The sequence below is a fragment of the Mycobacterium sp. NGS67 genome, assembly GCF_059812185.1.
In genome coordinates this window covers 20,948-44,478 of sequence record NZ_JCALCF010000038.1, presented here as the reverse complement: position 1 = coordinate 44,478, position 23,531 = coordinate 20,948, and the positions used below count along the sequence as shown (strand labels likewise).

Sequence of the window (23,531 nt, the reverse complement as noted above, 5' to 3'; positions counted from 1 at the left end):
ACAGTGCAGACTGTCGCTGTTCGACGTGTGTGGAGTAATACCTGGTAGGCCGCTTACGTGGCCGATTCATTGAGTGCTTACGTGCCGTTCGGACCGTTGGTGCCCGGAGTGCCTGCGGCGGCGCCCGTACCTGGGGTGCCCGCCGCGCCGCCTAGGCCGCCAGTACCGAAGGCACCGTCCGCACCCGAGCCGCCACTGGGTCCGCCGCCCAGGCCGGCCCCTCCGGTACCGCCGTTGGCGTGGTTGCCGCCGGCGCCGCCGTTGGCACCATTGCCGGCCTGGCCGCCAATGCCGGTGTTCGGAATACCACCGTTGCCTCCGGCACCACCTTGCCCGCCGTTGCCGGAGTTTCCGGCGTTACCGCCGACGCCGCCGCCGTTGCCAGCACCGCCGGTACCACCGGCGCCGCCGACGCCACCAGCTCCCGCCGTGCCCGCACTGCCGCCGAGACCACCCGCGCCGGTGCCCTTGCCGCCACCACCGGTACCGCCGGCGCCCGACTGGCCGCCTTCGCCGCCTTGCCCGCCATTACCGCCGGCTCCACCCGCGGTGGTGTCGGTGCCTGCTCCACCGAGGCCACCGGCGCCACCGGCACCGCCCGCACCGCTTGCGCCACCGGCGCCGCCCAGACCGCCGACTTGGGTACCGCTGGTTCCGGCGCCGCCGTTGCCGCCGTTGCCGCCGGTTCCGCCTTTACCACCGGCGCCACCGTCGCCACCATCGCTGGCGGCGCCATTGGTGCCGCCTCCGGTCGCGGTGCCACCGGACGCGCCGTTGCCGCCGGCACCGCCGACACCGCCGGCGCCGCTGGCGCCACCGGCGCGGGCGTCGCGGCTGGCGACCGTGTTGGTGTTTTGGCCGGCACCGCCCTGGGCGCCGTTGCCGCCGTCGCCGGCCTGGCCACCGTTTCCGGCGGTACCCGCGGCACCGCCGGACTGGCCATCGCCACCGGCACCCGCGTTGCCTCCGGCGCCACCGTTACCGCCGGTGCCACCAGCTCCACCGTTGCCGCCGGTGGTACCGGTAGCCAAACCACCCGTACCACCAGTGGATCCGATGCCGCCCTGGCCGCCGTTACCACCAACACCACCATTGGTGGTCGCAGTGCCGGTACCACCGGCACCACCGGCGCCACCGGCCCCACCAGCGGCACCGTTACCCCCGGTACCACCGTTGGTGCGGTTGCCGGTGCCGTTGCCGCCGGTGCCAGCCGTCCCGGCGTTACCGCCCGTACCACCGTTACCGCCGGTGCCAGCCGTGCCGTCGTTGCCCAGCGTGGCCGTACCCGCGTCACCACCCCTGCCGCCGGCGCCGCCGGCGCCGCCGGCACCCGCTGCGCCACCGGTGCCGGCGGTGCCATTAGCGGTACTGGAGGTGGAGCCGGCAGCACCGCTACCGCCCTGGCCGCCCTGGCCGCCGTTTCCGGCACTGCCGCCGTTACCTGCGTCACCGGAGACAGATCCGCCGGCGCCACCCGCTCCACCGTTGCCGCCCTGGCCACCGGTGCCGCCGGCGGCGCTGGCGCCACCGGTGGTGCCGGTCGCGCCATTGCCACCGCTACCGCCGTGACCGCCGTCACCATACGAACCGCCGGCACCACCGTTGCCGCCCTTACCACCGGCCGAGCCATTGGTGAGCGCGCCGGCGTTGAAGCCGTTGCCGCCGTCGCCGCCGTTGCCGCTGTTGATCGCCCCGGCGCCGTTAGTGCCGTTGTTGCCGACGGTCGAGCCGGTGCCCGCCGTGCCGCCGGTCCCGACCGCGCCTGCGTCGCCGCCCTTGCCGCCATTGCTGGCGTTGATGTTGCCCGCAGTGCCGTCGGCGCCGCGGCCGCCGTTCCCGCCGAGGCCCGCTCCACCACCGGCGCCGCCGTCTCCGGCAGCACCCACGGTGCCTGCGGTGGCAGCGCCACCGTTACCGCCTGCGCCACCGTTACCGCCGGCGCCACCAGCTCCACCGAAGCCGCCGGCCGTGGTCGGGTTCGTGGAGTTGGCGCCTAGACCGCCGTTACCGCCTTGTGCGCCTGCGCCGCCGGTACCGCCGGCACCACCGTCACCGGACACCGTGCCGCCGGCGCCACCGTTGCCGCCGACACCACCGAAGCCGCCGGCAACCCCGGCGCCGCCGTTGCCACCCGAGCCGACCCCGGCCGCACCGGCCTTGCCCTGCAGACCCGCACCACCGGCGCCGCCGTGACCGCCGTTGCCGGCCTCCCCGGCGTCGCCACCGTGACCGCCGGCACCACCGCCGGCCTGACCGATACCGCCAGCACCACCGGCGCCGCCGTCACCAGACGTCGCACCGCCGGTGCCGCCGTGACCGCCGGCACCACCGACACCCAACGGTGACTGGCCGAGGCCGCCCGCACCGCCGATGCCACCAGTACCCGTCTCGCCGCCGGCGCCACCTTCACCGCCGGCGCCACCGTTGCCGGCCTGCGCTCCGCTGACACCACCCTCACCGCCGGCGCCACCGGCACCGGTGCCGTCGCCGGCACCACCCACGCCACCGGCACCACCGTTGCCGAGCACACCGCCGGCCCCACCGTTGCCGCCGACACCTCCGGCTGCGTTCGAGCCCGCCTCGGCGGCGTAGCCCTTGCCGCCGACACCGCCGTCGCCACCCTCGGTGGCCGCAGCGCCGGTAACGCCGTTCGGACCGCCGCCGGGCCCGCCAGTACCCTTCGCCGCACCGGCCCCGCCGGTGCCCGCGGCGCCACCCTGACCACCGGCACCGCCGTTGATGTTGCCGGAGTTGCCGTCGCCACCGACACCACCGGTGCCGCCGATGCCGGCCGCACCACCGTTACCACCGGCGCCACCGGCGCCGACTGCGCCCGCAACGCCCTTCGCCGCCGCACCGCCGGCGCCGCCGTTACCGCCGACACCGCCGCCACCGCCGAGGCCGCCCTGTCCGCCCGTTCCGCCAGCCCCGCCGCCATCGGCACCGGTCTCACCGACACCACCGGTGCCGCCCACGCCACCGACGCCACCGGCACCGCCCGCGCCACCGGCGCCACCGTTGCCTGCCAGCGAGCCGGCCGCGCCGCCGGCACCGCCGTGGCCGCCGATACCTCCGGCCTGGCCGGTGTCACCCTGCAGACCGGTGCCGCCGGTCGCGCCCTGCGCACCCACTGCGCCGCTACCACCGGCGCCGCCGGCGCCACCGTTGCCGACCGAACCGCCCTTACCGCCGGCGCCGCCGTTACCGCCCGCTGCGCCGGTCACGTTGCCCGCGGCGGCGTTGTACCCGTCGCCGCCGGCACCGCCGTTGCCTCCACTGGTGGCCGCGGCGCCCGCGGCGCCATTCGCGGCAGCGACGGTCCCGTTGCCGTTCAATCCGCCGGCCCCGCCGGCCCCGACGGTGCCGGCGTTACCGCCGATCCCGCCTGCGCTGCCATGGATGCTGGTGATGGTGCCATTTCCGCCGTGGCCGCCGTCGCCGCCGAGTCCGGCGTTACCGCCGGCACCGCCGACACCGCCGACGCCCAGGTTGCCGAGCGGGTTCTGTGCGAGGCCGCCACGACCGCCGCCGCCGCCTTGGCCACCGGCGCCGCCGACCCCGCCGGTACCGCCGATCTGGGACGGGTCAGCTGCGTAGGCGCCGACTGCGCCGGTGCCGCCCTGCCCGCCAATGCCACCCTGACCGCCGGTCCCGCCAGAGCCCGCCTTCGTCCCGGCGTCACCGCCGGCACCACCGGTACCACCGTTGCCGCCGGTCCCACCGGCACCACCGGTTTGGGTTGGGTCCGTGCCGGTCGCGCCGATGGCGCCGTTGCCGCCGGCACCGCCCGCACCGCCATTGCCCACCAGGCCACCGGCACCGCCGCGACCACCGTTACCGCCATTGGCGCCCGGCGTGACAGCGTTCCAGCCCGCGCCGCCGGCGCCGCCGTTGCCGCCAGTCAGCGCCGCGGCGCCCGCGGCACCGCTCGCAGCTGCGCTGGTTCCGGTGCCATTCAATCCGCCGGCTCCGCCGGCCCCGACGCTGCCGGGATTTCCGCCCTGGCCACCGACGCCACCGTTGCGGACGGTGGAGTTACCGGCACCGCCGATCCCACCGTTACCACCGAGTCCCGCAGCGCCGCCGTTACCGCCGACTCCACCGGCACCGGTAGCGCCACCGGTGCCGGAACCCAGCGCGGTGCCCCCGACGCCGCCGGCGCCACCCTGACCGCCAAGGCCGCCGGCGCCGCCCACACCACCGGTTCCACCGGTCGCACCTGCCACGGTCGCGTCAGCACCAGTGGCGCCGCTGCCGCCGGCTCCGCCGAGACCTCCGGCACCGCCGGCGCCTCCGGCGCCGCCGTCGCCCGATATCGCGCCGCCGTGGCCACCAGCCCCACCGACACCGCCGGTGCCGCCGGTCACTCCGGTACCACCCGCACCGCCGGGAGTGACCGCATTCACGCCCGCCGCGCCGGCCACGCCGGCGCCACCCTTACCACCGGCGCCGCCGTTGCCGGTCACGCCGCCGTCGCCGCCGACACCACCGGTCCCGCCGACCACGCCGACACCGCCGTCACCGCCCTTGCCCCCGGCGGCACTGCCGTCGCCGTTACCGCCTGCACCGCCGGTGCCACCGTTACCGGCCGATCCGGCGTTACCGCCGACACCACCGTTACCGCCGGCCGCATTCGAGCCACCTGCGGCGGTGAGACCCGCCCCGCCGGTACCACCGTTGCCACCGCCGGTGGCCGCGGCACCCGCGGCGCCGTTTGCCGCACCAAGCGAGCCCGCACCGCCCGCGCCACCGACGCCGGCGTTACCGCCCTGACCACCGGCACCGCCATCGGGAGTGCCGATGTCGCCGGCGCCGCCGACGCCGCCGTTACCGCCAAGCCCGGCCGCACCACCGGCACCGCCCACTCCGCCGGCCCCCAACAGGCCGGTGCCACCGGCCGCGCCGCCGGCGCCACCGTTACCGCCCTGACCACCGGCGCTGCCCGTCGCACCCGCGACGGTGGCGTCCGCGCCGTCACCGCCGTATCCACCTGCGCCGCCGGCACCACCGGCACCGGCCGTGCTGAACAGCGTTCCGCCGTTACCACCGGCACCGCCCGCGCCACCGGTACCACCGGCGATGAGCGACGACGGGTCACCGGTCCCGCCGGCCCCGCCGGCACCGCCCACACCGCCGGCGCCGAACATGCCGGCGTTGCCGCCAGTGCCGCCCACACCGCCGGTCAGACCGGGACCGGCACCGATGCCGCCGGCGCCGCCGGTACCGCCGTTGCCGTACAGCATCCCGCCCGAACCGCCCATACCGCCGTTGGCACCGGCGCCGCCCACGCCGCCGACGCCGCCGTTGCCGAACCAGCCGGCGGCGCCACCGACGCCACCGTTGGCCCCCACGCCGCCCGCACCGCCGACGCCACCGCTACCGAACAACCCGGCGGCGCCACCGGCACCGCCGACCTGACCGGCCGCGCCGGATCCGCCTGCCCCACCGTTGCCCCACAACAGGCCGCCGGCACCGCCGGCGGCGCCGGTCCCCGCCGCGCCGTTGGCGCCGTTGCCGATCAGCGGGCGCTGGAACAGCGCCTGGGTGGGCGCGTTGATCAGATCCGTCGCGGCTTGCAACGGGTTGACGTTGGCGACCTCGGCGGCCGAGTAGGCACCACCCGCCGAACTCAAGGCCTGCACGAACTGCTGGTGAAACGTCTGGGCTTCCAGGCTCAGCGCCTGATAGCCCTGCGCGTGCGTGCCGAACAACGCGGCGATGGCCGCCGACACCTCGTCGCGGGCTGCCGGTAACAACGACGCGATGGGTGCCGACCATGCGCCGTGGGCCTCGGTGATCGACGTTCCCAAGATCTCCAAGTTCGCCGCGGCCGAGGCGAACAGATCCGGGGCAGCCACCAAATACGACATCGCTGAAACTCCTGTGGTTCATAGCTGACGAGGTCACTCGAATGGGGAATGTACATGCTCTCGACAACGAAATGCCAGAAGTTGAAACAGGAATTTTCAGATTTTTCTGGAGGGCTTATCCGGCGTTCGCCTGGACGCCCGCCGCGGGCCCATCACTGAATGTTTGCCGGACAGTGTTTGAATTCATAATCATCCACTGCGGTCTCATCGACGTCTTCTCAGGCAGCCAGACATATTATTCATAAGTAGTTGTGCTGCAACGTGTTTGACAATCTGTCAGATACCTCGAAACGTAGGGCCCGGTACTGACGCAAGTTGAATACGAAATGCTTTCGGTGCTCGGAATCGTGGATGAAACAGCCTTGTCGCAAGCGGGCAACCCGCGGTATTAAAGTTTGCTAGAGGGCGTAGTTGCGGCTGCGCGGCGACGTTGTGCGCGTGACAGTTGCGGTCGCGGATGTCACGAACGACGGCACGCCGCCGCCCACGCCGACAGACCCTTTCGGGGGTAGACAGAGCGGTCTGCCAGCTAACGCCGGGACGCTATCGAACCGGATCGGCTACTTGCCGTACCGACGATGCCGCATGGTGTAGTCGCGCAGGGCGCGCAGGAAGTCCACGCGCCGAAACGCCGGCCAGTGCGCCTCGGTGAACCACATCTCCGAGTAGGCGCTCTGCCACAGCAGGAATCCGGACAGCCGCTGCTCCCCCGAGGTGCGGATCACCAGGTCCGGGTCGGGCTGCCCGGAGGTGTAAAGGTTCTCCGAGATGCCCTCGACAGTGACCGCCTCGATAAGCTCCTCGGCGCTGGCGCCGTTGGCGAGTTGCTTGTTCAGCAGGGCCCGAACCGCGCCGACGATTTCCTGCCGTCCCCCGTAGCCCACCGCGACGTTGACGTGGAAGGTGGCGTTCTGCGGAGTGGAGTCCACCGCGTCCCGCAGTCGACGCGCCGGCTCTTCGCCGAGCAGCGCGAGATCGCCGACGGTACGCACGCTCCAGCGGTTGGCCGGCGCGCAGATCTCCTCGACGACATCGGTGATGATCTCGATCAGGGCGGTGAGCTCGTCGGCGTCGCGCTGCAGGTTCTCGGTGGACAGCAGGTAGACGGTGGTCATCTCGATCCCGGCTTCCTGGCACCACCGCAGCATCTCGGCGATCTTGACTGCCCCCATGCGGTAACCGACGCTGACGTCGTCGTAGCCCAAGCTGCGCGCCCAGCGGCGATTCCCGTCGCACAAGACCGCGATGTGACGCGGCAACTCGGATCTCGTCGCGGCCAGACCCTGCCGCAGCCGCAGCTCGTACAGCCGGTACAACGGCTCCTTGAGGCGCGGCGGGACGATCTCCACGAGGATCACCCTACTGTGACGTGCGCCAGTTTCTCGGGTCGAATTCCGGCTATATCACTGAATGTCCATCAGGTTCTACTCAGCTGATTTCGCTAACCTGATATGACCCCATCGCTAGATCACAGACGAGGACAGATGAGCAGCCAAACCAGCACGCTCACCAACGCTGAGCAGGAAAAGGACGAATCCTCGCCGGTGCAGACCGCCCAGGATGCGGTCGAAGGCGCAGCGCACCAGATCGTCGAGGGCGTCGCCAAGGTCCTGACCAAGCCCCGTTTCCGCGGCTGGATCCACGTCTACTCGGCCGGCACGGCGGTCGCCGCGGGCGCCTCGCTGGTAGCGGTGTCCTGGGCGGTGGATTCCACCAAAGCCGGCCTGGCGACGATGCTCTACACCTTCGCCACCATCATCATGTTCACCGTCAGCGCCACCTACCACCGGGTGAACTGGAAGTCCGCCACCGCGCGGACCTGGATGAAGCGCGCAGACCACTCGATGATCTTCGTCTTCATCGCAGGCAGCTACACACCGTTCGCGCTGCTTGCCCTACCGGGCCACGACGGCCACGTGGTGCTGGCCATCGTCTGGGGCGGTGCGCTGGCCGGAGTCACGCTGAAGATGCTGTGGCCCTCGGCGCCGCGCTGGGTGGGGGTGCCGCTGTACATCCTGCTGGGCTGGGTCGCGGTCTGGTACACCGGGACGATCCTGCACAACGCCGGAGTCGCGGCCATGGTGCTGCTCTTCGTCGGCGGCGCGCTGTACAGCATCGGCGGCGTCCTCTACGCGGTGAAGTGGCCGGACCCGTGGCCGAGCACCTTCGGCTACCACGAGTTCTTCCACGCCTGCACCGCGGTCGCGGCGATCTGCCACTACATCGCGATGTGGTTCGTCGTCTTCTAGAGCGCGTTCTAGAGCTGGGTCATGTCGGCCGCTGACCAGTAAGCCTTCATCGCGGTGACCTTGCCGCTGTCGTCGAACACCATCGTCTCGATGGGCTCGATGCGCATCGTGTGGGCGCCGATGGTGACCGTGAGCCGGAAGTGGAACGCCGCTTCGTTGCCGCAGACTCGCAGCGTCACCAGTTCGCATTCACGTTGTGCGCCTGTCACTACCGAGTAAAAACCCTGGATGGCGCGGGTGCCGATGTGCACTTCGCCGCCGACCGGATCCTCCAGCGTGGCGTCGTCGGCGTAGAACGCGGTCAGATCCGCGGCGCTGCCGTCGCTCACGGTCTTGATGTAGCGGTGCACCGTGTCGGTGATCAGCTGGACACGGTCGGCGGCGTTCGGCATGGGACGCACGCTACTACCCGGGCACGCCGAGGGCCGACGCGAGATGGTCGGCGCCGGTGACCGGCAGATCGCAGACCCGACCGCGACACACATAGGCGGCGTCGGCGCCGTTGACCCGGTCGCGTCCGGCCAGCAGCGGCGACGAGTCCACCGGGCCGCCGACGACGATCGCTCCGCCGGGGGCGAGCCGGCGGGCTTCGGCCAACAACGACGACGGTTCGGCGCAGGACACCGCGATCTGCAGCGGGCCGCGGACGGCCGCTTCCGCGACGGCCAGCCAATGTCCGGCTGAGCGGGGCGCGCGCGCCAGCAAAACCGAGTGGGCACCCAGGGTCTCGCCCGCGACTTGCAGATAACGCTCGGCGCGTGGTCCGTCCACCAGATGCGCCGCGGTCAGCAGCGCCTCGGCGATCGACGACGCACCCGACGGCGTCGCGCCGTCCAGCGGGTCGGCCGGCCGTAGCACCAGCTGCTCGGCGTCGTCGGCGGTGTCGAACCACCGGCCGTGCCGCTGCGGATCACCGAAATGCTGCACCGCCGCGTCCAGCAGCCGGGTGGCCGAGACAAGCCATCGTCCGTCGGCCGTGGCTTGGTAGAGCGCCGTGAGCCCGACGGCCAGCATGGCGTGGTCCTCGAGGATCGCCGCACTGTCGCCCACCACTCCACCCAGGCTGGCGCGCCGCAGCCGGCCGTTGACCACGTGCAGTTCGAGTAGCGCGCTCGCGCAGCGCCGGGCCGCGTGGACCAGCTCCGGGTCGCCGAGCGCGACGCCGGCTTCGACGAGTGCGGTGATCGCCAGTCCGTTCCAGGCGGTCACCACCTTGTCATCGCGCCCGGGCTGCACCCGGGTATGCCGGGCGGCCAGCAAGCGGGCCCGGACGGTCTCCAGTCGCGCCAGGTCGTCGGGCTCGCTGAGCAATTGCAGCACCGAGGTGCCGTGCTCGAAGGTGCCCGACTCGGTGACATTGAAAACCCTTGCCGCCCAACGGCCGTCGTCGGCGCCCAGCACCTGGGTCAGTTGGGCGGGCGTCCACACATAGGTCGACCCTTCGCGGCCGTCGGCGTCGGCGTCCAGCGAAGAGACGAACATGTCGTCCGCGACGAGGTCGTCGAGCAGGAACCGAGCGGTCTGCGCCGTGATCCGGCGCGCCAGCGGGTCCCCGGTCCGCCGCGCCCAGTGCGCGTAAACCCGCAGTAGCAGCGCGTTGTCGTACAGCATTTTCTCGAAATGCGGTATCACCCAGGCGTTGTCGACGCTGTAGCGGGCGAAGCCGCCGGCGAGTTGGTCGTAGATGCCGCCGCGGGCCATCGCGTTGCCGGTGCGGGTCACCGCCTGGAGCGCGGCGGGCGACCCGGTTCGCTCGTAGTTGCGCAGCAGTGCCTCCAGCAACGCCGACGGCGGGAATTTGGGGGCGTGGCCGAAGCCGCCGTGGACGGTGTCCTGTTCGCCCAGTACGACGGCGACGGCATGGTCGCACAGTTCCGGGGCCACCTCGGGACCGCCGCCGGGCAGTCCCGAGCTCATCGAGCGCAGCTCCCCGGCGATGTGGTCCGAAGCTTCCTCGACCTCACCGCGACGTTCCCGCCAGGTGTCGCTGATCGCCGAAAGCAGTTGCAAGAAGCTGTCTTTGGGGTAGTAGGTGCCGCAGAAGAACGGCCGGCCGTCCGGGGTCAGAAAGCACGTCATCGGCCAGCCGCCCTGCCCGGTCAACGCGACGGTGGCGTTCATGTAGACGGAGTCGATGTCGGGCCGCTCTTCGCGATCGACCTTGATGCAGACGAAGTCCGCGTTCATCGCCGCCGCGACGTCGTCGTCCTCGAACGACTCGTGCGCCATCACGTGACACCAGTGGCAGGCGGCGTACCCGATCGACAACAGAATCGGCACGTCGCGCGCGGCGGCGTCGGCCAGCGCCTGCGGCGTCCACTGCTGCCAGTGCACCGGGTTGTCGGCGTGCTGGCGCAGGTAGGGGCTGGTGGCCTGCGCGAGGGTGTTGGTGCCCGCGCCGTCAGCCGGGGTCATGAGCGGCCGGCCGCGCGGGTCCGTCGCCGTCGGACCCCGGGTCGGCGCGGTCGACCGTGTCGGTGCCGTCGTCGGCGGCCTGGTCCGGTTCCGGGTGCTGCCGGTCGAACGATTCGGGGACCTTCTTGAGCTGCCGGTTCATCGAGCGCACCAGGAAGACCGTGGCGACGACCAGCAGCACGACGATCAACAAGCCCAGCGGGCTGGCCTTGCCGAAGTCGGGGCCGGGGTTGCGGGTGCCGCCGTCTGCAATCACGGTGAGCAGAAGGGCGTTCACTGGTCCGGCTCGATTCCGGCGAACAGGTCGGTCTCGGGCAGTGCCACCGGGACCCGCGAGCGGGCCAGCTCGAATTCCTCGGTCGGCCACAGCCGCTCCTGCCACGAGATCGGGGCGGCGAAGAACTCGGCGTTCGGGTCGATCTGGGTGGCGTGCGCGAGCAGCGCATCGTCACGCTGGCCGAAATACGCCGAGCACTCCACGCGGGTGGTCACCCGTTTCTCGAAGTGGTCGTGCTCGGGCAACCAGTGCTTGAGCCATTTGTCGAACGGCCCCTTTTGGCCGTGCTTCTCGAACTCGTCCTGCAACAGCTGCATCCGGGCCCGCAGGAAACCGTGCACGTAGTAGAGCTTGGACACCGTCCAGGGTTCGCCGGCATCGGCGAACCGCCGGTGGTCACTGCCCGCCTCGTAGGCGGCGACGGAAACCTGATGGCAGCGGATGTGATCAGGGTGCGGGTAACCGCCGTTCTCGTCGTAGGTGATCATCACGTGCGGTCGGAACTCCCGGACCACCCGCACCAGCGCCTCGGTGCACGTCTCCAGCGGCGCCAGCGCGAAGCAGCCTTCGGGTAGCGGCGGCGGCGGGTCTCCTTTGGGTAGGCCGGAGTCGACGAAGCCCAGCCAGGTGTGCTCCACGCCCAGGATCTCGGCCGCTTTGGCCATCTCGTCGCGGCGGATCTCGTGGATGTGTCCGTGTACGTCGGGCAGGTCCATCGCGGGGTTGAGGATGTCGCCGCGTTCACCACCGGTCAACGTCACCACCAGCACTTGGTGACCCTCATCGGCGTACCGGGCGAGGGTCGCGGCGCCCTTGCTGGATTCGTCGTCGGGGTGGGCATGTACCGCCATCAACCGCAGCTTGCTCACGTGCTCCCTAGTGTTCGTCCGGCTCTGTCGAGTGCCACCTATAATTCCAGTTCTCCTGTACCCCACAACTCCCCAGGGCATGACTGACGATTCGCTCGAGCGTCCCGAGGCACGCTACGGCCGCACCCGCCTCTCCCGGAAATCACGGCGTTGGGTGATCCTCGGTCTGACCGCGGCGGCCCTGGCGGCGGGCATCGCCATCGCAGTCGTCGGCTACCAGCGGATCGGCACTGCCCCGGTCACCGGGACGCTGGCGGGCTATCAAGTGATCGACGACGAGACGGCCTCGGTGATCATCAGCGTCACCCGCAAGGACCCGTCGCGCCCGGTGGACTGCATCGTGCGGGTGCGGTCCAAGGACGGCAGCGAGACCGGCCGGCGCGAGGTGCTGGTGCCGCCGGCCGAGCAGGCCACGGTGCAGGTCACCGCGACCCTGAAATCCAGCAAGCCGCCGGTGATCGCGGACGTATACGGCTGCGGCACAGACATACCCGCCTATCTGCGCTCGCCGTGACCGCCCGACAAACGCCGAACTGCGGATATGTCAGTCATCATCGGTTAGCGCGGTGGTAACGTAGTCGAGTGCACGGTCCTGCTTGGGACCGTGTATTGCTGCATTAGGGGCGGGGGGACTGGCCCCGAAGCGGGATCAGTATTCACGCGAATACGCGGAACGACAAAGCAAGGAGCGCCACGAGATGACGGACACTCAGGTGACCTGGTTGACCCAGGAGTCACATGACCGACTCAAGGCCGAGCTCGATCAGCTGATCGCCAATCGTCCGGTCATCGCCGCTGAAATCAACGACCGCCGCGAAGAGGGGGACCTGCGGGAGAACGGCGGATATCACGCCGCCCGCGAGGAGCAGGGCCAGCAGGAAGCCCGCATCCGGCAGCTGCAGGATCTGCTCAACAACGCCAAGGTTGGCGAGGCGCCCAAGCAGTCCGGTGTCGCGCTGCCCGGTTCGGTGGTGAAGGTCTACTACAACGGCGACAAGTCCGACAGCGAGACCTTCCTGATCGCCACCCGCCAAGAGGGCGTCAACGACGGCAAGCTTGAGGTCTACTCGCCGAATTCACCGCTGGGTGGCGCGCTGATCGACGCCAAGGTCGGCGAAACCCGCAGCTACAAGGTGCCCAGCGGCAACACGGTCGAGGTGACGCTCGTCAGCGCGGAGCCCTACCACTCCTGAGTCCTGCTTAGGGCGCCGAGAGTGAAGCGCGCGACGCCTGAGCGGGGTGTCGCGTCGTCAGTTTCACGCTCGGCGGAGACGCAGACCGGCGGGAAGTCAGGCCAGCGCCTGTTCGAGATCACCGAGCAGGTCGGCGACGTCTTCGATACCCACCGAGAGTCGCACCAGGTCGTCAGGAACTTCCAGCTGTGACCCGGCAGTGGACGCGTGCGTCATGGCGCTGGGGTGTTCGATCAGCGATTCCACCCCGCCCAGCGATTCGGCGAGGATGAAGATCTTGGTGCCGGCACACAGCTGCTCGGCCGCCTGCCGTCCGGCGCGCATCCGCACCGACACCATGCCGCCGAAACCGGACATCTGCCGCGCGGCGACCTGGTGACCGGGGTGGTCGGGCAGGCCGGGGTACAGCACGGCGCTCACCGCCGGATGTTCGGCCAGGAATTGCGCGACGGCTGCGGCGTTCTCGCTGTGCCGCTGCATCCGCAACACCAGAGTCTTGATTCCCCGGATGGTCAGGTACGCGTCGAACGGGCCCGGCACCGCGCCCGCGCCGTTCTGCAGGAACGCGAACGCCTGGTCGAGTTCTTCGTCGTCGGTGACCAGCGCGCCGCCCACGACGTCGGAGTGACCACCGATGTACTTGGTGGTCGAGTGCAGCACGATGTCGGCGCCCAACGTCAGCGGGCGCTGCAGCGCGGGTGAGGCAAAGGTATTGTCCACCAACACTTTCGCCGACGTCTCGGCTCCCAACTGGGCGATACCGGCGATGTCGGCGATGGACAGCAGCGGGTTGGTCGGCGTCTCCACCCAGATCAACCGCGTCTGCGAAGTGATGGCTGCCCGCACCGCGTCCAGGTCTGACAGCGCCACCGGGGTGTAGGCGACGCCCCATTGCGTGAAGACCTTGTCGATCAGCCGGAAGGTGCCGCCGTAGGCGTCGTCGGGAATGACCACGTGGTCCCCGGGTCGCAACACGGCGCGCAGCACACAGTCGGTCGCGGCCATGCCGGAACTGAATGCGCGCCCGAACCTGCCGTCCTCGATCGCGGCCAGCGCGGCCTCCAACGCCGACCGGGTCGGGTTGCCGGTGCGCGCGTACTCGAACCCGCCGCGCAGGCCGCCGACCCCGTCCTGGGCGAAGGTGCTGCTGGCGTAGATCGGGGGGTTGACGACGCCGGTCGCGGGATCCGGGCGATAGCCGGCATGGATCGCCTTGGTGGCCAGGCCGGTGAAGACGTGTTCATCGCTCATCGAGGGCCAGCCTAATCGCGTCCAGCGCCGCTCGGGCATTGAGTGTGCGCCTACGGCCTTGAGCGTGAAGCTATGGCTTCCAGGGTGAAGCCAGGGCGGGAAATCGCGAATTCTCCCGCCCTGCTTGCACTTTCAAAGCCCTGTGTTCACTCTCGTCCGGCCGCGGGACCCGCATCCGGTCCGATTGACTCGATTCGGATCAGAGTGGCAGGCAGACCGTTGTCATGATCTTGTCGGCTAGGGTTTGACGCGTCTTATCCCACAACGGGAACAGGAACCCGACATAGCAGATGATCGCGTCGACGAAGTGCGCGAGCTGGCGCACCAACGACATGCTGAATCCCAGCGGGTCGCCGCTGACCTCGCTGACCACCTTGAACTTCATGATCGACTTGCCGATGCTCGACCCCGTGACGCCCTGCTTGTAGCCGTAGTTCCAAACCACGTAGGCAGCGATCGCCCCGTTTGCCACCAAATTCAGCAGCGTGGCGACGATCGAGTCGTCCGGCACGACCAGCGCTATCGCCGTCGTGATTGCACCGATGACCAGCACCGGGGCGAAATCGATCAGGAATGCAAGCGCCCGGGTTCCCCACGGGGTGTAGGACTCCGTCGGCAGCTCCCTGATCGCCGGGCCGGGCGGCGGCGGTGCGACCGCACCCGTGGGTGGTGGCGGCGGCGGGTAGCCACCGGGCGGCGGCGGTGGCGGTGCCGCACCGGCGACCGCAGGCGGATTGAATCCGGCACCGCCCCCGGCGTTCGGCGGCGGCGGAAACCCGCCCGACGGTGAGCCGCCGGACGACCCGGGCGGCGGAGGCGGGGGTGGGTAGGACCCGCCGGGGGGCGGCTGAGCGGTCATGGGCAACCTTCCGACGAGGACTAGCTGAACTTAGCGGGATACTAGCGTCGTCGCGTTCCCTCGGACAGGAAGCCCAACAGGTCGTAGCGGGTGATCACCCCGACCGGCTTGCCCTCCTCCACCACCATCAGCGCGTCCCAGTCGCGCAACGCCTTGCCTGCCGCGCTGGCCAGTTCACCTGCCCCGATCAGCCGCAACGGCGGGCTCATATGTTGCGACACCGCGTCGGCCAGCTTGGCGCGACCTTCGAACACCGCCGACAACAGTTCGCGTTCGGAGACACTGCCCGCGACCTCACCGGCCATCACCGGAGGCTCGGCGCCGACGACCGGCATCTGCGACACCCCGTACTCGCGCAGGATGCCGATGGCGTCGCGCACGGTCTCCGACGGATGGGTGTGCACCAGATCGGGTAGCGCACCGGACTTGCGCCGCAACACATCCCCCACCGTTGCCTCCGCGGCCGAGCCGTCGAGGCGGCTGCGCAGGAACCCGTACGACGACATCCAGGCGTCGTTGAAGATCTTGGCCATGTAGCCGCGTCCGCCGTCGGGCAGCAGGACGACGACCAAGCTGTCCGGTCCAGCCTGTTCGGCGACTTTCAGCGCCGCCACGACGGCCATCCCGCAGGATCCGCCGACCAGCATGGCTTCTTCACGCGCCAATCGCCTGGTCATGTCGAATGAGTCGGAGTCCGAGACGGCGATGATCTCGTCGGGCACCGCCGGGTCGTAGGCGGCGGGCCAGAAGTCTTCGCCGACGCCCTCGACGAGGTAGGGCCGGCCGGTGCCACCGGAGTACACCGAGCCTTCCGGGTCGGCGCCGATGATGCGCACCCGCCCGTCGGAGACCTCTTTGAGGTAGCGGCCCGCGCCGGTGATGGTGCCGCCGGTCCCGATGCCGGCGACGAAGTGGGTGACCTTGCCGTCGGTGTCGGCCCAGATCTCCGGGCCGGTGGTGGCGTAATGGCTAGCCGGACCCTCCGGGTTGGAGTACTGGTCGGGTTTCCACGCGCCCTCGGTTTCGCGCACCAGTCGGTCGGACACGCTGTAGTAACTGTCCGGATCCTCCGGCGGCACCGCCGTCGGGCACACCACGACCTCGGCTCCATACGCGCGCAACACGTTTCGTTTGTCCTCGCCGACTTTGTCGGGGCAGACGAATACACATTTGTAGCCGCGGCGCTGGGCGATCAGAGCCAGTCCGACACCGGTGTTGCCCGAGGTGGGCTCGACGATGGTGCCGCCTGGCTTCAGTTCGCCGCTGGCCTCGGCGGCATCGATCATCCGCTCGGCGATCCGGTCCTTGGAGCTGCCGCCGGGGTTGAGGTACTCGACTTTGGCGGCCACTACGCCCGCGCCTGGGGGGACGACGGAGTTCAGCCGAACCAGCGGGGTACCGCCGATGAGGTCACTGATGTGCTGCGCGATTCGCATGCGCCTATGGTCTCAGGCGGTTTCGCGCGGCGCCGCACTCGGGCCGACCGCTGGCCCTCGCGTCGCCTGCTGGCCCGTCGCGCCCGCTAGCCCGTGGCCTCGCCCGCTAACCCGTCGCCTCGCGGATGTACTCCCCGATCTGCCGCAACGAGCGTTCCGCCTCGGGCAGTACCGGTCCGGCGACCTGGAAGTCGTGCACCTGTCCCGGCCAGACCCGCACCTCGGCCGGCACCCCCGCCGCGGCCAGCCTGCGTGCCGCCAACTGTGCGTCGTGCAGCAACACCTCAGAGCCGGACACGTGGATCAACGTCCGCGGCAGGCCGGGTTCGATGTGCTCGAGCGGTTCGTAGATATCTTCGGGACGACCGAATTTCTTGTTCTTCGCCGCACAGCTAGCAACTAATTGACCAAGCGCGTCAAAAGCCCTGGACGGAAACATTGCGTCCGTTTTGATATTCGGATGGGCCTGCTTGTCTTCCTTTGCCAGCTGCAGCAACGGCGAGATCGCCACCAGCGCCGCGGGCTCCTCGCCTTCACGCAGCAGCCGCTGCGCGAGGGACAGCGCCAGGTAGCCGCCGGCGGAGTCGCCGGCCAGCACGATCTGCTCCGGGTCGTATCCCAGCTCGCGCAACCAGTAGTAGCCGTCGTAGCAGTCGTCGAGAGCCATCCCGATGGAATGCTTGGGCATCAGCCGGTAGTTGACGACGAGAACGGGCGCGTCAGCAAACTTCGACAGTGTCTCGACCAGTCGGCCGTGGGAATTTGCTCCACAGGTCAGGAACGCGCCGCCGTGCAGGTACAGCACGACCCGTCGGGTACCGTCGGCGGGCAGCACACCGGATGCCCGAACCAGTTGCGCGCAAGCATTTGGCAGCTTCACCTCGGCTCGTACACAGTTGGTCGCGGGCAGCAGCACGCGGGCCGCATGATCGATCAAACCCCAGGGCCAAGGCAGGTGCGGGACGTAGCTACCGGCAGCCAGAACGGGTCGTATCGTGACGCGCGTCGCAAGCGTGGCTAACCGCGCAGCGACACTTGGGCCGGCCTCGACCACCTCGACGGGTGCGCCGTCACTGATGGCAAACCTGCGGGCTTCGAGTCTACGGGCCTTCAGCGCGTCGCGCGGGCGAATCGTGACTCTGGGTGAACCGGAGACCTTACTTGGAGCGGTCATGCTCAACACTTCCTACGCCGTTGTAGTCCGATACAGCATGTGACGAGTTCGATGGTGCCGAGCTCGCAAACTTAGCTTGGCAGCCGATTACCCACTCGACATCCGTTTATTCAGTTCGATATCGCATTTGTTTCACACCGTAACCGGTTTGTTCTTCAGCTACCCACGAAATGAGCACAACAGTTCTAAACTAGATCCGTGAGCATGCGCGTGCCACGGCGTTCCACGATCGCTCTGGCCACTGCGGGTGCACTCGCCTCGACGGGCACGGCCTATCTGGGCGCACGCAACCTGCTGGTGGGTCAGGCGACGCATGTGCGAACCGTGATCCCGAAATCCTTCGACATGCCGCCGCGCGCCGACGGCGTCTACGCGCCCGGCGGTGCGCCGGTGCAGCGCTGGCGGCGGGGAACGCCGTTCGATCTGCACCTGATGATGTTCGGCGACTCGACCGCCACCGGCTACGGATGCAGCAGCGCCGAGCACGTGCCGGGCGTGCTGATCGCGCGCAAGCTGGCCGAGCAGACCGGCATGCGGATCCGGTTGAGCACCAAGGCGATCGTCGGTGCCACCTCCAAAGGTCTGGTGGGACAGGTCGACGCGATGTTCGTGGCCGGTCCGCCGCCGGACGCGGCGGTGATCATGCTGGGCGCCAACGACATCACCGCACTCAACGGGGTCGGCCCGTCGGCGCAGCGGCTGGGCTCGTGTGTGCGCAAGCTGCGCAACCGGGGCGTCGTGGTGGTGGTGGGCACCTGCCCGGATTTCGGTGTCATCACCGCCATCCCGCAGCCGTTGCGCCACCTGGCGCATACCCGCGGTTCGCAGTTGGCCCGCGCCCAAGCCGCCGCCGTGCGGGCTGCCGGCGGTGTGCCGGTGCCGCTGGCATTGCTGTTGGCACCGCGTTTCCGCAGCGGCACTCCCGAGTTGATGTTCTCCGCGGACCGGTACCACCCGTCGGCCACCACCTACGCACTGGCGGCCGAGGAGTTACTGCTGGCCATGCATCAAGCTCTGAGTGAGAAGGCCGGAATTGCGTTGCCGCCGTTGCCTTCTCGATCCACCGCTCTGGCCGGCGGCAGCAGCGAGCAGCGACGCACGATTTTGTCGCGGCTGTGGCGGCGCCAGGCAGCACCCGTCGCGGAGACGGTCGACGGGTAGCGACTAGATTTATTGCGTCTCGTCCTAGCCGGGCCGGGTGGGCGTTCCCATCTGCGCCACTCTCCGAGGGAGCCGTCATGCCCGAAGCCGTCATCGTCTCAACTGCCCGTTCACCGATCGGCCGCGCCATGAAGGGTTCGTTGGTCGGCATGCGGCCCGACGATCTGGCCACCCAGATGGTGCGCGCCGCACTCGACAAGGTGCCGGCACTGAACCCGCACCAGATCGACGACCTGATCCTGGGTTGCGGCCAGCCGGCCGGTGAGTCCGGTTTCAACGTCGCGCGCGTGGTCGCCGTGCAGCTCGGCTACGACTTCCTGCCGGGCACCACCGTCAACCGATACTGCTCGTCGTCGCTGCAGACCACCCGCATGGCGTTCCACGCGATCAAGGCCGGCGAGGGCGACGCGTTCATTTCGGCCGGTGTGGAGACGGTGTCCCGGTTCGCCAAGGGCAGCGCCGACTCCTGGCCGGACACCAAGAACCCGCTGTTCGACGAGGGCCAGCAGCGCACGGCCGCCGCTGCCGCGGGTGCCGACGAATGGCACGACCCCCGCGCCGACGGGAACGTGCCCGACATCTACATCGCGATGGGTCAGACCGCCGAGAACGTGGCCGCGCTGACCGGCATCAGCCGCGAAGACCAGGATCACTGGGGAGTACGCAGCCAGAACCGCGCCGAGGAGGCGATCAAGAACGGCTTCTTCGAGCGTGAGATCAGCCCGGTCACCCTGCCCGACGGCAGCACCGTCAGCACCGACGACGGCCCCCGCGCGGGTACCACCTACGAGAAGATCAGCGAGCTCAAGCCGGTGTTCCGGCCCAACGGCACGGTCACCGCGGGCAACGCCTGCCCGTTGAACGACGGCGCCGCCGCGGTCGTGATCACCAGCGACACCAAAGCCAAGGAACTCGGCCTGACGCCGTTGGCGCGCATCGTGGCCACGGGTGTGAGCGGGCTGTCCCCGGAGATCATGGGCCTGGGCCCGATCGAGGCGGTGAAGCAGGCGCTGGGGCGGGCGGGCATGTCGGTGAACGACATCGATTTGTTCGAGATCAACGAGGCGTTCGCAGTGCAGGTGCTGGGCTCGGCGCGCGAGCTGGGCATCGACGAGGACAAGCTGAACGTCTCGGGCGGGGCGATCGCGCTGGGCCACCCGTTCGGCATGACGGGTGCGCGCATCACCGCTACCCTGCTGAACAACCTGCAGACCCACGACAAGACATTCGGTGTGGAGACCATGTGTGTCGGGGGCGGGCAGGGTATGGCGATGGTGATCGAGCGGCTGTCATAGCTGCTTTGGCGTTGACTCTGCGTTCAGGGCGCAAAAGTGCGAGAAGGCGGCGTCCTCAGCGCAGACTCAACGCACTCCCGACCCCGCCGTCCGTTGACTCTGCGTTCAGGGCGCAAAAGTGCGAGAAGGACGCACCCTCAGCGCAGACTCAACGCACTCCCGACCCCCGCCGTCCGTTGACTCTGCGTCCAGGGCGCAAAAGTGCGAGAAGGCGGCACCCTCAGCGCAGACTCAACGCACTCCCGACCCCGCCGTCCGCTGACTCTGCGTCCACGGCGCAAAAGTGCGAGAAGGCGGCGTCCTCAGCGCAGACTCAACGCAACGAGCACGCGTCCCAGGCACAATGCATTCGGCGAATGATATCTGCGGCCCGATGCCGACTCACCACCCTGACGACGGTCCAACCGACCTCGTTGATGTACTCCTGGCGTTCGACGTCCCACGCGTACTGTTCCGGGTTGGTCCAGTGCTGCTCGCCGTCGTATTCGGCCGCCAACATCATGTCTTCCCAGCCCATGTCAAGGAAGTACCGGGGCAATCCGTCTGGCCCCAGCACCGGTATCTGCGTGCGAGGCTTCGGGAAACCCGCATCGATCAACAGCAGCCGCAGCCAGGTTTCCTTTGGTGATTGAGCCCCGCCGTCCACCAGACCCAGCGCGGCTTCCAGTTGGCGCAAGCCGCGGGTATGCCGATGGCCGGCAGCCAACTCCTCGACATCGGAAACTTTGAAGTCGGTCGCCGCAGCAAGGGCATCGAGTCTGGCAACGGCGCGACCGAGGGGTCCGCGGCGGCCGATGTCGAAGGCGGTGCGCTCGGGCGTCGTCACCGGCATTCCCTGCAGCCGTTGGAACTCGCCAGCTAACAACAACTCATCGCGCGTCACGACGCGCGGCGGTGTCCTCGCGTTGCGCCAGATCAACTCGACTGGCGCGTCGTGGTCAACCCATTTGGCGCCGAGCATCGCCGATGCAGCGGCACCGGCTATTACCGCTTCCCGACGCGACCAGAGCCACGCGGCAACAGTGCGTTGTCGCAACGACGGCTCGACTCCTTTGTCCAGGTAGACATTCGGCATGATCGCGCGGTAATACTTGCGAAGCTCGTACTTACTCAGCTCGCCCGCGGCAAGCGCCTCACTGCCGATGAATAGTCCACCTGCGTAGTTCATGACGGAATGGTGCCAGCGCGCACCGACACCTCAGTTGACTCTGCGCTCAGGGCGACAAAGTGCGAGTAACCCACGCCCTCAACGCAGACTCAACGCGAGAGCCCAGACAAAGAGAAAGCCGGCACGCGATGGCGTGCCGGCTTTGCCCGTCGAGGGGATCGACTAGTCGTTCTGGAAATAACTCAGCAGGCGCAGGATCTCGGTGTACAGCCAGACCAGCGTCACGGTCAGGCCCAGCGCGATTCCCCACGCCGCCTTCTCCGGCGCCCCCGCGCGGATCATCTGGTCGGCGGCGTCGAAGTCGATCAGGAAGCTGAAGGCGGCGATGCCGATGCAGATCAGCGAGAAGATGATCGCGATAGTCCCGCCGTTACGCAGCGGGCCGGCACCGTCGGTGAAGAAGCTCATGATCAGGTTGCCGATCGACAGCACAACCGCACCGATCAACGCAGCGAAAAGCATCCGGGCGAACTTAGGCGTGACGCGAATTGCGCCCGTCTTGTAGACGACAAGCATGCCGAAGAACACGCCGAGCGTGCCCAGGATGGCTTGGCCGATCATCACCCCGGCATTCGGCGACTGACCGCCGATATTCACATTGAAGGTCAGCAGGAATGAAAAAGCGCCGAGGAACAGACCTTCCAACGCGGCGTAACTCAGGACAAGCGCCGGCTTGTCCTGCCTGCCCGTGAAGATCGTGAACATCAACAATCCGAAGCCGCCCAAGCCACCGACCAGGACAAACGGAAACGCCAGCATTTTGTTAGCGGCCACCATGAAGTACGACACCGCCGCGACAGCCGACAGGGCGGCCAGCGTCAGGCCGGTCTTGGTGACGACGTCATCGATGGTGAGCGGGCGCGAAGGCCTCACCTGCGGCTGGTAAGGAGCGTAGGGGTCACCCTGGTACCCCGGCGCCAGACCGGGACCGAATTGCGCATACCCGCCCTGCTGCTTCGGCAGCGAGCGGAATACCGGGTTGCTTGTCTCCCGCACCGTCGGATCCTCTCTGAGATTCATGTGGCTGTTAGCCGACGAACAACTGCTCAACGATTGGTGGTCCGCTCGGGTTCCCCAGCGGAGCTGCTGTGTCTAGTTCGTCCGGGACTCCTGTACCCAGTCCGGATGAAGGTCCGGATAGCCCTCAACCTTAGCCCCGCGGGCATCGGCGAGCGAGTAACGATCTAGATTGCTGGTCAAACTCATGGTCGACGTGGCCGCGGTAGGCCAGGTATTCCGACGAGGGGAGACGAGCGGGTGACTGGGGCCGTAACTGGGGAGTCCGACGAGGTTCTGACCCGAGTAGACGGCGGGGTCGGCTTCGTCACCCTCAATCGGCCGAAGGCGATCAACTCGCTGAGCCAGAACATGGTCGAGTTGCTGGCCACGGTCCTGACCCGGTGGGAGCGTGACGAGGCGGTGCGCGCGGTGGTGCTCACCGGCGCCGGCGAGCGCGGGTTGTGCGCCGGCGGCGACGTGGTGGCGCTCTATCACAGCGCCCGCAAAGACGGCGTCGAGGCGCGACGGTTCTGGCGCGACGAGTATCTGCTCAACGGACAGATCGGCCGGTTTCCCAAGCCCTACGTGGCGGTGATGGACGGCATCGTGATGGGCGGCGGCGTCGGGGTCAGCGCCCACGCGAATACCCGGGTGGCGACCGACACCTCCAAGATCGCGATGCCCGAGGTCGGCATCGGCTTCATCCCCGACGTCGGCGGCACCTACCTGCTGGCCCGGGCGCCGGGCAAGCTGGGCCTGCACGCCGCGCTGACCGGGGCACCGTTCGACGGCGCCGACGCCATCGCGCTGGGATTCGCCGACCATTACGTGCCACACAGCGACCTGGACGCGTTCACCGCGGCGGTCGCCACCGACGGCGTCGAAGGCGCGCTCGCCCACCACGCCGTCGAACCTCCACCGAGTGGTCTTGCGGCACAACGTGAATGGATCGACGAGTGCTATTCGGCCGACACCGTCGCAGATATCGTCGCCGCGCTGCGAAGCCACGACGCGGCAGAGGCCAACAAGGCCGCGGACCTGATCGCCACCCGCTCCCCGATCGCGCTGTCGGTGACGTTCGAAGCGGTTCGCCGCGCCGGTGAACTGGAGACGCTGGAAGACGTTCTGGTGCAGGACTATCGGGTGTCCTCGGCGTCGCTGCGTTCGCACGATTTCGTCGAAGGCATCCGCGCACAACTGGTCGACAAGGACCGCAACCCGAAGTGGTCGCCGGCGAGGTTGGACGAGGTGACGGTCGCCGACGTCGCGGCCTATTTCGCGCCCCTGGACGACGACCTGAGTTTCTAGAGAGGCA

18 protein-coding genes are annotated in these 23,531 nt (G+C 69.1%); 6 read left to right on the top strand and 12 right to left on the bottom strand.

What is annotated here, in order from left to right; genetic code table 11:
- Positions 1–77: 77 nt before the first annotated feature.
- Together AC5Y4D_RS24490 and AC5Y4D_RS24485 are read right to left on the bottom strand one after the other, a co-directional pair.
- A complete protein-coding gene (locus tag AC5Y4D_RS24490) occupies positions 78–5,870 on the bottom strand; it encodes a PE family protein (protein WP_500038428.1) in 5,793 nt (1,930 codons plus the stop codon).
- A 560-nt stretch (positions 5,871–6,430) separates the two neighbouring features.
- Entirely contained in the window at positions 6,431–7,219 is a 789-nt protein-coding gene (locus AC5Y4D_RS24485; RefSeq protein ID WP_500038427.1) for a (2Z,6E)-farnesyl diphosphate synthase, read from the bottom strand.
- Positions 7,220–7,354: 135 nt separating this feature from the next.
- Between AC5Y4D_RS24485 and trhA the strand changes: the two genes are divergently transcribed.
- Positions 7,355–8,119: a PAQR family membrane homeostasis protein TrhA gene (trhA, locus tag AC5Y4D_RS24480; protein ID WP_499946936.1), complete on the top strand. Its 765-nt coding sequence runs from the start codon at positions 7,355–7,357 to the stop codon at positions 8,117–8,119.
- Positions 8,120–8,127: 8 nt separating this feature from the next.
- On the opposite strand, the gene AC5Y4D_RS24475 is transcribed toward trhA, so the two are convergent.
- From AC5Y4D_RS24475 to mca, 4 genes are read right to left on the bottom strand one after another with little or no spacing between them, the layout of a single operon-like run.
- Complete coding sequence (locus AC5Y4D_RS24475) at positions 8,128–8,511, bottom strand: nuclear transport factor 2 family protein (RefSeq protein WP_500038426.1); 384 nt, start codon at positions 8,509–8,511, stop codon at positions 8,128–8,130.
- Between the two features lie 13 nt (positions 8,512–8,524).
- Entirely contained in the window at positions 8,525–10,534 is a 2,010-nt protein-coding gene (locus tag AC5Y4D_RS24470) for a thioredoxin domain-containing protein (RefSeq protein WP_500038425.1), read from the bottom strand.
- Positions 10,521–10,811, bottom strand: a complete 291-nt coding sequence (locus AC5Y4D_RS24465; RefSeq protein ID WP_499946932.1) for a hypothetical protein — start codon at positions 10,809–10,811, stop codon at positions 10,521–10,523. Before AC5Y4D_RS24465 ends, AC5Y4D_RS24470 begins: the two co-directional genes overlap by 14 nt.
- On the bottom strand, positions 10,808–11,680 hold the full coding sequence (mca, locus tag AC5Y4D_RS24460; protein ID WP_499946931.1) for a mycothiol conjugate amidase Mca: 873 nt from the start codon (positions 11,678–11,680) through the stop codon (positions 10,808–10,810). Before mca ends, AC5Y4D_RS24465 begins: the two co-directional genes overlap by 4 nt.
- 79 nt (positions 11,681–11,759) lie before the next feature.
- On the opposite strand from mca, the gene AC5Y4D_RS24455 reads away from it, so the two are divergent.
- Together AC5Y4D_RS24455 and greA are read left to right on the top strand one after the other, a co-directional pair.
- Positions 11,760–12,194: a DUF4307 domain-containing protein gene (locus AC5Y4D_RS24455; RefSeq protein ID WP_499946930.1), complete on the top strand. Its 435-nt coding sequence runs from the start codon at positions 11,760–11,762 to the stop codon at positions 12,192–12,194.
- Positions 12,195–12,378: 184 nt separating this feature from the next.
- Positions 12,379–12,873, top strand: a complete 495-nt coding sequence (gene greA, locus AC5Y4D_RS24450; RefSeq protein ID WP_036364008.1) for a transcription elongation factor GreA — start codon at positions 12,379–12,381, stop codon at positions 12,871–12,873.
- 96 nt (positions 12,874–12,969) lie between these two features.
- Here greA and AC5Y4D_RS24445 read toward each other — a convergent pair whose 3' ends face one another.
- The 4 genes from AC5Y4D_RS24445 to AC5Y4D_RS24430 form a co-directional block, all read right to left on the bottom strand.
- The gene (locus AC5Y4D_RS24445; protein WP_499946929.1) at positions 12,970–14,124 is read right to left on the bottom strand and encodes a cystathionine gamma-synthase; all 1,155 of its coding nucleotides are present in this window, start codon (positions 14,122–14,124) and stop codon (positions 12,970–12,972) included.
- A gap of 199 nt (positions 14,125–14,323) precedes the next feature.
- A complete protein-coding gene (locus tag AC5Y4D_RS24440) occupies positions 14,324–14,983 on the bottom strand; it encodes an RDD family protein (RefSeq protein WP_499946928.1) in 660 nt (219 codons plus the stop codon).
- A gap of 41 nt (positions 14,984–15,024) precedes the next feature.
- Positions 15,025–16,419 (bottom strand): cystathionine beta-synthase, encoded by a 1,395-nt coding sequence (locus AC5Y4D_RS24435; protein ID WP_499946927.1) that lies wholly within the window; start codon positions 16,417–16,419, stop codon positions 15,025–15,027.
- A gap of 106 nt (positions 16,420–16,525) precedes the next feature.
- Complete coding sequence (locus AC5Y4D_RS24430; RefSeq protein ID WP_499946940.1) at positions 16,526–17,593, bottom strand: alpha/beta hydrolase; 1,068 nt, start codon at positions 17,591–17,593, stop codon at positions 16,526–16,528.
- A gap of 210 nt (positions 17,594–17,803) precedes the next feature.
- On the opposite strand from AC5Y4D_RS24430, the gene AC5Y4D_RS24425 reads away from it, so the two are divergent.
- Together AC5Y4D_RS24425 and AC5Y4D_RS24420 are read left to right on the top strand one after the other, a co-directional pair.
- Positions 17,804–18,754, top strand: coding sequence for an SGNH/GDSL hydrolase family protein (locus AC5Y4D_RS24425; RefSeq protein WP_499946939.1), 951 nt, complete (start codon positions 17,804–17,806; stop codon positions 18,752–18,754).
- Between the two features lie 77 nt (positions 18,755–18,831).
- Entirely contained in the window at positions 18,832–20,049 is a 1,218-nt protein-coding gene (locus tag AC5Y4D_RS24420; RefSeq protein ID WP_499946926.1) for an acetyl-CoA C-acetyltransferase, read from the top strand.
- A gap of 313 nt (positions 20,050–20,362) precedes the next feature.
- On the opposite strand, the gene AC5Y4D_RS24415 is transcribed toward AC5Y4D_RS24420, so the two are convergent.
- Positions 20,363–21,217, bottom strand: coding sequence for an endonuclease domain-containing protein (locus AC5Y4D_RS24415; protein WP_499993541.1), 855 nt, complete (start codon positions 21,215–21,217; stop codon positions 20,363–20,365).
- Positions 21,218–21,379: 162 nt separating this feature from the next.
- Positions 21,380–22,213, bottom strand: coding sequence for a Bax inhibitor-1/YccA family protein (locus AC5Y4D_RS24410; RefSeq protein ID WP_499946754.1), 834 nt, complete (start codon positions 22,211–22,213; stop codon positions 21,380–21,382).
- A 261-nt stretch (positions 22,214–22,474) separates the two neighbouring features.
- Between AC5Y4D_RS24410 and AC5Y4D_RS24405 the strand changes: the two genes are divergently transcribed.
- Positions 22,475–23,524, top strand: a complete 1,050-nt coding sequence (locus tag AC5Y4D_RS24405) for an enoyl-CoA hydratase/isomerase family protein (protein ID WP_499946755.1) — start codon at positions 22,475–22,477, stop codon at positions 23,522–23,524.
- The last annotated feature ends 7 nt before the right edge of the window (positions 23,525–23,531 follow it).